Raw genomic sequence first — 8,853 nt, forward strand, 5'->3', positions numbered from 1 at the left:
CCACTTTCGATCAGCGGCGTGCTTTCGCTCGGGCTCGGCGCGAAGGGCGAGTCGCTGGGCGGCATTGCGTTTGCGGCGGTGCCGGGCGCTGTCCCCACAGGCGGCACGCCGCTCGGCAAAGGCAGCGCGCCTGCGCCGTTCTCTGCCGCGACGCTTGTGCTGGCGATCCTCGGCGCACTGGTCGGTGGGTTGATCCTCAACGTGATGCCCTGCGTGTTTCCGATCCTCAGCCTCAAGGCGATGGCGCTGGCCCGCGCGGGGAGCCACAATGCGCATGTCGAGGGCGTGGCCTATACCGCAGGCGTGATGCTCGCCTGCATGGGCCTTGGCGCGGCGATGCTGGCGCTGCGCGCGGCGGGCACGCAAGTGGGCTGGGCGTTCCAGTTGCAGGATCCGGGCGTCGTGGCGCTGCTGCTGCTGTTGGCGGTCGCGATCACGGCGAACTTCATGGGGCTTTACGAGCTGCCAGGCCTTTCGATCGAAAGCGGTGCGGGCGGCGCGAAGAGCGGCTGGCTGGGTGCGTTCGGCACTGGGCTACTGGCCGCGTTTGTCGCAACGCCCTGCACCGGCCCGTTCATGGCTGCCGCTGTCGGCGCGGCGCTGGTGCTGCCGGCGTGGGCGGCGATGGCGGTGTTTGCTGCGCTCGGCTTCGGCCTTGCGCTGCCGTTCCTGCTGCTCGGCTTCGTGCCTGCACTGCGCCGCCTGCTGCCGAAACCCGGCGCATGGATGGAGCGGTTCCGCCGCGCGATGGCCGTGCCGATGGGGCTGACGGTGCTGGCGCTGTGCTGGCTGGCCTGGCGGCTTGGCGGCCCGGCCTATGCGGCAGGAGCCATCGCGCTCGCCGTGCTGGTCGTGGTGCTGCTGATCGCGATCGGGCGGGCGCAGCGGCAGGGCCTTGGCACGGCGAAGTGGGGGCTGCCGGGCAGCGTGGTGCTGGCTGCGCTGGCGCTTGCGGCCACGCCGCGGCTTGCGACAGCTGGCCCCGGCGGCGCGGTGGAGGCGGGGCTCCTCGATGCCAAGCCCTTCAGCGAAGCCGCGCTGGCTGAGGCGCGGGCGCAGGGCAAGCCGGTGTTCGCCTATTTCACCGCCGACTGGTGCCTCTCTTGCAAGGTCAACGAAGCTGCCGCCATCGAGCGCGAGACGACGCGCGATGCGTTCCGAAAGGCCGGCGTGGTGGTGCTGGTGGGCGACTGGACACGGCGCGATCCGAAGATCACCAGCTTCCTCTCGCAGCAGGGCGCGGCGGGTGTGCCGCTTTATCTGTGGTACCCGGCGAAGGCTGCCGAGCCGCAGAAACTGCCGCAAGTGCTGAGCGCAGACTTTATGGCAGGGTTGCCCGGGGCGATGAACAACCCCTAGTTCGTCATTGCGAGCGCAGCGAAGCAATCCAGAGCGACACGCACTCACGCTCTGGATTGCTTCGCTCCGCTCGCAATGACGAGGACCGGGTGGCTTTCCCCCACCCCGTTCGTGTCGAGCGAAGTCGAGACACCATCCCCAGCGCTTGGTGTCTCGACTTCGCTCGACACGAACGGAGGTGTAGTGGGAGGCTGCCTTACAGACTCTGCCCGTCATCCACCGTGATGTGCGAGCCCGTCACCTGCCGCGCAGCGTCGCTGGCGAAGAACACCATCGGCTCATCAAGGGCGGTGATATCGGTCAGGCGGCGGCGGGGCCAGGTGTTGATCTGCGCCTTGCCGCCTTCGGTATCGAACCAGTCACCCGCGATTTCGGTGCTGATGTAGCCGGGCTGGATCGTGTTTACGCTGATCCCCAGCCGCGCCCATTCCTGCGCCAACTGGCGGCCGAGGTGCTGCACGGCGAGCTTGGTGGCGGCGTAGGAGGCATCGCCCTGCCCGGTCATGTGCGAGGTGATCGAGCCGATCAGGATGACGCGGCCCTTCTCGCTCGCCTTCGATCCCGCCTTGATCATCCGCCGCGCGCCTTCGCGGGCGGTGAGGTACACGCCGGTGAAGTTGGTATCGACGACGGAGCGGATGCCTTCGGCGGGCACATCGATCGCCCGGCCCGGCACCACGATCCCGGCATTGGCGACGACCACATCGGGCACGCCGATGGCTGCTTCTGCCGCATCGAACGCCGCGATGATCGAGGCTTCGTCCGTCACATCGAGCGCCACGGCCAGCGCTTTCCCGCCGCCCGCGTTGATCTCGTCCGCCAGCGCCGCCACGCGCTCCACCCGCCGCGCGCCGATGACAACCGCAGCGCCCTCACTCGCATAGAGCCGCGCGAAATGTTCGCCGAGGCCCGAAGAAGCGCCGGTGATCAGCGCGATGCGTCCAGCCAGTCTGTTACCCGTCATGTGAACCTGTTGTCCCTCGGAAAGCCGGTGGGCGGAAGCCGCCCAGCCGCGCCGCGCGCGACCTTCCACGGCAGAAGGTCCTTTTCGGTGCGCGTGCGCCCGCTTTCTCCCCCCATTGCCCACGAAAGGCCATCCGCAAAAGTGAGCGTGATGGCGTCTGCCAGCCCGCCATCCTTGTAGCGCTGCAAGGTCACGCCCTGCCCCTTGGCGAGCACCGGCACTTCGCTCAGCGGGAAGATCACCAGCTTGCGGTTCTCGCCCACCACGGCGACATGATCATGCTCCGCCGCAATCTCGCGCACCACAGTCAGCTTCACGCCGGGCTTGGTGGTGACGACGCCGCGGCCCTTGCGGGTTTCGGCGAGCAGCTCGTCCATCTCGGCGGCAAAGCCGCGCCCGCTGCTCGCGGCGAGCAGCAGCTGCCCCTTGGCCTTGTGCACCACCAGCGCCGCGATCTGCGCCTCGGGATCGATATCGAGCATCGTGCGCACCGGTTCACCAAACCCGCGCGCGCCCGGCAGCTTGTCCGCCCCCAGCGTGTAAAACCGCCCGTTGTCGAGGGCGAACAGCAGCTTGTCGGTCGTCTGGCAGTGCAGCGCGAAGGCGGGGCCATCGCCTTCCTTGAACTTGAAGTCCGTATCAAGCGCGAGGTGGCCCTTTGCGGCCCGGATCCAGCCGCGCGCCGAAAGGATCACCGTCACCGGCTCCTTCTCGATCATCGCATCCATGCTGAATTCGCGCGTCGGCGCGGCCTCGAGCAGCGTGGTGCGGCGCGCGCCGAGTGCGGTTGTCTCGGCATACTCCTTGCGCAGCGCCTTGAGGTCGGCCTTGAGGCGCTTCTTCTGGAGCTTGGGATCATCGAGCAGCGCCTGCAGGTCGGTCTGCTCGGCGATCAGGCCGTCGCGCTCCTTGCGCAGTTCCATCTCTTCCAGCTTGCGCAAGCTGCGCAGCCGCATGTTGAGGATTGCCTCGGCCTGCCGGTCGGTCAGCTCGAACTCGGCCATCATGATCGGCTTGGGCTCGTCCTCGGTGCGGATGATCTCGATCACCCTGTCGAGGTTGAGGTAGGCGATGATGTAGCCGCCCAAGAGCTCCAGCCGGTTGGCGATCTTCTCCAGCCGGTGGCGCGAGCGGCGCAGCAGGATGTCGATCTGCGCGATCACCCATTCCTGCAGCAGCAGCTTGAGCCCCAGCACGCCGGGCGTGCGCCGCGCATCGAGCACGTTGAGGTTTAGCCCGAAGCGCACTTCGAGATCGGTCAGGCGGAACAGCGATTCCTTGAGCAGATCGGGATCGACATTGCGGCTCTTGGGCACGAGCACGATGCGGATCGCCGAGTCGCTCTCGTCGCGCACGTCCTCGAGGATCGGCAGCTTCTTGTCCGCAATCAGGGCGGCGATCTGCTCGATCAGCTTGCCCTTCTGCACCTGGTAGGGGATTTCGGAGAGCACCAGTTGCCACTGGCCGCTGCCGAGCTTCTCGATGCCGGTCTCTTCCCAGCTGCCATCCTCCTGCCGCCCGGTGGAGAACCGCCCGCGCACGCGGATCGCGCCCTTGCCGCTTTCATAGGCGGCGCTGATCGAGGCTTTGCTGTCCACCACCAGCCCGCCGGTCGGGAAATCGGGGCCGTGGAACACCTCCATCAGTTCGGCATGGGTGGCCGCCGGGTTGTCGATCAGCATGAGCGTGGCATCGACGATTTCGGCGACGTTATGGCTCGGGATATTGGTCGCCATGCCCACGGCGATGCCGCTGGAACCATTGGCGAGCAGGTTCGGGAACAGGCCGGGGAATATCTCCGGCTCTTCTTCCTCGCCGTTGTAGGTGGGGTGGAAGGTGACGGTGCCTTCTTCCAGCCCCGCCATCAGCCGCATCGCGGTGCGCGTCAGCCGCGCTTCGGTGTAGCGGTAGGCGGCGGCATTATCGCCGTCGATATTGCCGAAATTGCCCTGCCCCTCGACCAAGGGATAACGCAGCGCGAAATCCTGCGCGAGGCGGACCATCGCATCATAGACCGAGGCATCGCCGTGCGGGTGATACTTGCCGATGACATCGCCCACCACGCGCGCAGACTTCTTGAACGCGCCCGTTGGATCAAGCTTGAGCTGCTGCATCGCCCAGAGCAACCGCCGATGTACGGGCTTCAGCCCGTCGCGCAGATCGGGCAGCGAGCGCGCGGTGATCGTGGAGAGCGCATAGACGAGATAGCGCTCCGAAAGCGCGGCATCAAAGGGCGCATCGACGATGGCGTCGAAGGGATCGGGTTCGGCTTCGGTGGTGATCTTGGTCATGCTGGCGAATCCATAGCAAGCGCGCCCAGCTTCCGGAACCGCCCGGAACACCGGCATCCCCCGATCATTACCCTGTCAGTCACGCCCCCGACAGAAAGCATATTTCCCATGGCCAAGCGCGTCCTCATCATTGCGACCGACGGTTTCGAGCAATCCGAACTCATGGAACCCCGCAAGCTTCTCGAAGCCGCGGGCATAAAAACGACGCTCGCCAGCCCCACCCCGGGCAAGATTCGGGGTTGGAATCATGGCGAGTGGGGCCTCTCGGTCACCGTCGACAAGGATATCGAGGAAGTTTCCGCCGAGGACTTCGACGCACTGCTGCTCCCCGGCGGGCAGATGAACCCCGATGTGCTGCGGATGGACGACCGGGTGATCGAGCTGATCGAGAACTTCGATGCGGACGGCAAACCGATCGCGGCGATCTGCCACGCACCGTGGCTGCTGATCGAGGCCGATCTCGTCCATGGCCGCACCGTCACCGGCTGGCCCTCTCTCCATACCGATCTTGAAAACGCGGGCGCGGATGTTGTCGACGAGGAAGTTGCGGTCGATGGCAATCTCATCACCAGCCGCAAGCCCGAGGATATTCCGGCCTTCACCGAGGCCCTGATCGAGGCGCTCGAGGCAGCCGACGAGGAAATCGACGAGGAAACTGGTGAGGAAACCCACGACGGGACCGAAGTGGACGAGATCGAAAGCATCTAAGCCAAGCCCGCTCTTGCCGCCGGTCAATCCGGCAAGGGCGGGCCCTGCCCTGCCCCTCAGCGGCCCTGCATATCCCGCGCTTCTTCGGGAACGCGCACTTCCAGCCCGTCGAGCGCATCGGTGAGGACGATCTGGCACGAAAGGCGGCTTGTCCGCGTCACCCCGGCGGCAAGGTCGAGCATGTCTTCCTCGTCATCGCTGGCAGGATCGAGCTTGCCGAACCATTCGGGCGCCACGACGACATGGCAGGTCGAGCAGGCCATCTGCCCCTCGCACGTGCCTTCCAGCGGCATCCCGACATTCTGGCCCGCTTCGAGCAGCCGCGTCCCAACTGCCGCCTCGGCGCTGATCCGCTGGTCCTGCGCGGTGATGAAGGTGACCTTGACCATGGCTTATGTCGCTCCCTGCAACCCGGCGCGCAAAGCGCGCCACGCGCTCACTGACTGTTCGCCGCCGCGTTGATCGCAGCCGCCGCCCGCTCAAGATCCTCTGCCCTGGTATAGCGTCCGAAGCCGATCCGGATCGCGGTTTTTGCTTCCCTGTCCGAAAGTCCGAGCGCGCGCAAGACATGGCTGGGCCGACCGGAGCCACTGGCACAGGCAGAGCCTGCAGAAAATGCGAGGCTGCGGCAATCGGACATCAGTCGCGCCACATCGAGCCCATCGCGACGGATATTGAGATTGCCATGCCAGCGCTGGTTTGCGCTGCCATTGAGTGTCCAGCCCACAAACAGCGCACGGGCCTGCTGCCACAGGCTTTCCACGTGCTGTCCATCGCTTTCCCGCAGACTTGTACACAAGGCGGCCGCCGCACCGAACCCAGCGCAGAGCGCAGGCGAAAGCGTGCCGGAGCGCAGGCCCTGCTCCTGCCCGCCGCCATGGATCAGCGGCGTAAGCGCCAGCCCGTCGCGCACCCACAGCGCGCCGATGCCCTTGGGGCCGTGGAGCTTGTGCGCGGAGATTGCGATCATGTCGGCATTCGCCGGCGGTGCGAGTTTGCCGGCGGCCTGCACCGCATCGCAAAGAAACAGCGCGCCCGCCGCATGCGCCGCCTCGGCCAGTGCTTCCACCGGCTGGATCGTGCCGATCTCGTTGTTGACCTGCATAAGGGCGACGAGGCCTGTGCCCGCCTGAATGGGGGCGGCTGCGTCGACCAACCCGTCCGCGCTGACCGGCAAGACCACACGATCCGGATCGGCAAAGCGCGCCGTATCGAGCACCGCCGCATGCTCGATGGCCGAAACTGCCATGCGCCGCGCCCCGCAGCCGAGAATGGCGAGATTGAGCGCCTCGGTCGCGCCGGAGGTGAAGATCACCCGGCCACCGGGCGGCAGGAGCGCCGCCACCTGCTCGCGCGCCACCTCCACCGCCGCCGCCGCTGCCCGCCCCGGACGGTGCGGGCTGTGCGGATTGGCGAAACCGTCTTCCCCCAGCCACCGCAGCATGGCCTCGCGCGCTTCGGGCGCGACCGGGGTGGTGGCTTGATAGTCGAGGTAGATCACGCGTTCACCTCGGCCCAAGCCTGCGCAAAGGCATCCAGTTCGGCGGGCGTGGTGTTCCAGCCAAGGCTGACCCGGATCGTGCGGCGCGCCACATCGGGATCGATGCCAAAGCCCTGCAGCACGCGGCTGGGCTTCAGCGTGCCCGATGAACAGGCGCTGCCTGCGGAAATCGCAAAGCCCAGCGAATCCATGCGGATGAGCATCGCCGTGGCGGCCATGCGCGGCGCAGCAACTGCGAAGATATGGCTGCATTGCCCGCCGGGCGTGAGCACTTCACCATGGCGGAACAGCGCATTCTTGAAATCGAAGCGCTGCTCGGCGGTGGTCTGCCAGCTTTCGTGCCCCCCCGCCTCGAGCGCCGCCGCAAGGCCAAGTGCGCCGGGCAGGTTCTCGGTCCCCTGTCGATAGCCCCGCTCCTGTCCGCCGCTGGGCTGGAGCATCGCCCAATCGCGCACCAGCAGCGCGCCCACGCCAATCGGCCCGCCGAGCTTGTGCGCAGAAACCACGATCATGTCCGCATCCGGCAGCGCCGCCTTGCCCGCCGATTGCGAACAATCCGCCAGCAGCAGCCCGCCCGCCGCGCGCACCTGCTCGGCCAGGGTGTTACGCAAAAGCGGCATCAGCACGGTGCCCGTTTCCGAATTGATCGACTGCACGGCAACCACCGCGCGGCCCGGTGCTGCAAGCATGGCCGCAAGCGCATCGGCATCCGGTTCGCCCTCGCAGATCGGAAGCACCTGAGCATCGGGCGCCGCGCGGAAGACCGCATCGTGCTCCACTGCCGAGACAATCCGCAGGTCCACCTGCGCCCGGCCCAGACCGATCGCCAGCGCCTCGCTCGCGCCACTGGTGAACACTACCTCCCCCGGCCAGTTCAGCGCCGCCTTCACCCGCGCCCGCGCGTCCTCCAGCGCCGCCCGCGCCGCGCGGCCAGCCTTGTGCGGGCTCGAAGGGTTGGCCCAGAGCGCAAAGCCCTCCATCATCGCCTCACGCGCTGCGGGCAGCAGCGGCGTGGTAGCGGCATGATCGAGGTAGATGGCAGGCATCGAGCGCAGGGATCCGTCGTATGGCGGGAATGATTGCTTTTGAGGCAACCGTTTCTATATAGCGGCTTCTCGCTTTTCCCAGCCCCGGCGTGCCGCGCGGCCCCTTGGCCCCACGACAGGGCTCGGTAAATCAGGACAGTCCATGCCCGCAGTCATCTTTCCCGGTCCCGATGGTCGCCTCGAAGGCCGCTTCCAGCCCGCATCACGCCCGCGTGCGCCCGTCGCCATGATCCTGCACCCGCACCCGCAGGCGGGCGGCACGATGAATGATCGCATCACGCAGGCGATGTACAAGACCTTCGTGGCGCGCGGCTTTGCCGTGCTGCGCTTCAACTTCCGCGGCGTGGGCCGCAGCCAGGGCAGCTTTGACAACGGCATCGGCGAACTGTCTGACGCTGCCGCTGCGCTCGATTGGGTGCAGTCGATCCACCCCGAAGCGAGCACGACGTGGATTGCGGGCTACTCGTTCGGTGCGCTGATCGGCATGCAACTGCTGATGCGCCGCCCGGAAATCCGCGGCTTCATTTCGGTCGCCCCGCCCGCCAACATGTATGATTTCAGCTTCCTCGCCCCCTGCCCCGCCTCCGGCATCATCGTGCAGGGCGCGGCCGATACGGTGGTGACGCCGAACGCGGTGCAGAAGCTGGTCGACAAGCTGCGCACCCAGAAGCACATCACCATCCACCACGACGAAATCCCGCGCGCCAACCACTTCTTCGAGAACGAACTCGACGACATGATGCGCGCGGTGGACAACTACCTCGACATGCGTCTCTCGCCGGATTGCCCGATCCGCTGACGGGGGAATGCCCCCTCCCCCATGCGGGAGAGGGGGCCTTCAGATCAGAACTGCACGCGCTTGGTGTAGCCGCCATCGACGACGATGTTCGCGCCCGTCATCGCCATGCAGGCGGGCGAGGCGACGAACACGATCGCGCGGGCCAGCTCCTCACCCGTGGCCATCCGGCCGATCGGGATCTTGGC

The 8,853-nt window shown here is 66.9% G+C and carries 9 protein-coding genes; 3 read left to right on the forward strand and 6 right to left on the reverse strand.

Annotated elements, in window-relative coordinates:
- Positions 1-1,359 (forward strand): thioredoxin family protein (locus Q0071_RS16455; RefSeq protein WP_298171890.1); only part of this gene is annotated, 1,359 nt, incomplete at its 5' end.
- A gap of 196 nt (positions 1,360-1,555) precedes the next feature.
- On the opposite strand, the gene Q0071_RS16460 is transcribed toward Q0071_RS16455, so the two are convergent.
- Both Q0071_RS16460 and parC read right to left on the reverse strand, forming a co-directional pair.
- On the reverse strand, positions 1,556-2,323 hold the full coding sequence (locus Q0071_RS16460) for an SDR family oxidoreductase (protein ID WP_298171893.1): 768 nt from the start codon (positions 2,321-2,323) through the stop codon (positions 1,556-1,558).
- A complete protein-coding gene (gene parC / locus Q0071_RS16465) occupies positions 2,320-4,614 on the reverse strand; it encodes a DNA topoisomerase IV subunit A (RefSeq protein WP_298171896.1) in 2,295 nt (764 codons plus the stop codon). Before parC ends, Q0071_RS16460 begins: the two co-directional genes overlap by 4 nt.
- A gap of 108 nt (positions 4,615-4,722) precedes the next feature.
- Between parC and Q0071_RS16470 the strand changes: the two genes are divergently transcribed.
- Positions 4,723-5,322 carry a type 1 glutamine amidotransferase domain-containing protein gene (locus tag Q0071_RS16470; RefSeq protein WP_298171899.1) on the forward strand — a complete coding sequence of 200 codons (600 nt, stop codon included), beginning with the start codon at positions 4,723-4,725 and terminating at the stop codon, positions 5,320-5,322.
- A gap of 56 nt (positions 5,323-5,378) precedes the next feature.
- On the opposite strand, the gene Q0071_RS16475 is transcribed toward Q0071_RS16470, so the two are convergent.
- Genes Q0071_RS16475 through Q0071_RS16485 form a run of 3 tightly spaced genes read right to left on the reverse strand, consistent with a single transcriptional unit; the run spans position 5,379 to position 7,869 of the window.
- On the reverse strand, positions 5,379-5,711 hold the full coding sequence (locus Q0071_RS16475; protein ID WP_298171903.1) for a 2Fe-2S iron-sulfur cluster-binding protein: 333 nt from the start codon (positions 5,709-5,711) through the stop codon (positions 5,379-5,381).
- Positions 5,712-5,758: 47 nt separating this feature from the next.
- Positions 5,759-6,823: a cysteine desulfurase family protein gene (locus Q0071_RS16480; protein ID WP_298171906.1), complete on the reverse strand. Its 1,065-nt coding sequence runs from the start codon at positions 6,821-6,823 to the stop codon at positions 5,759-5,761.
- Positions 6,820-7,869: an aminotransferase class V-fold PLP-dependent enzyme gene (locus Q0071_RS16485; protein WP_298171909.1), complete on the reverse strand. Its 1,050-nt coding sequence runs from the start codon at positions 7,867-7,869 to the stop codon at positions 6,820-6,822. The genes Q0071_RS16480 and Q0071_RS16485 overlap by 4 nt, the downstream gene beginning before the upstream one ends.
- 142 nt (positions 7,870-8,011) lie before the next feature.
- Here Q0071_RS16485 and Q0071_RS16490 point away from each other — a divergent pair, with 142 nt between their 5' ends.
- Positions 8,012-8,668 (forward strand): alpha/beta hydrolase, encoded by a 657-nt coding sequence (locus tag Q0071_RS16490; RefSeq protein WP_298171912.1) that lies wholly within the window; start codon positions 8,012-8,014, stop codon positions 8,666-8,668.
- 44 nt (positions 8,669-8,712) lie between these two features.
- Here Q0071_RS16490 and Q0071_RS16495 read toward each other — a convergent pair.
- A partial coding sequence (locus Q0071_RS16495; protein ID WP_298171915.1) for an SDR family oxidoreductase occupies positions 8,713-8,853 on the reverse strand: 141 nt, incomplete at its 5' end.

It is taken from the genome of Novosphingobium sp. (genome assembly GCF_027486195.1).
In the GTDB taxonomy this organism is placed as follows: domain Bacteria; phylum Pseudomonadota; class Alphaproteobacteria; order Sphingomonadales; family Sphingomonadaceae; genus Novosphingobium.

Coding starts and splice junctions, on each gene's coding strand:
- Q0071_RS16460 (WP_298171893.1), bottom strand. CDS start 2,323: ATGACGGGTAACAGACTGGCTGGACGCATCGCGCTGATCACCGGCGCT.
- parC (WP_298171896.1), bottom strand. CDS start 4,614: ATGACCAAGATCACCACCGAAGCCGAACCCGATCCCTTCGACGCCATC.
- Q0071_RS16470 (WP_298171899.1), top strand. CDS start 4,723: ATGGCCAAGCGCGTCCTCATCATTGCGACCGACGGTTTCGAGCAATCC.
- Q0071_RS16475 (WP_298171903.1), bottom strand. CDS start 5,711: ATGGTCAAGGTCACCTTCATCACCGCGCAGGACCAGCGGATCAGCGCC.
- Q0071_RS16485 (WP_298171909.1), bottom strand. CDS start 7,869: ATGCCTGCCATCTACCTCGATCATGCCGCTACCACGCCGCTGCTGCCC.
- Q0071_RS16490 (WP_298171912.1), top strand. CDS start 8,012: ATGCCCGCAGTCATCTTTCCCGGTCCCGATGGTCGCCTCGAAGGCCGC.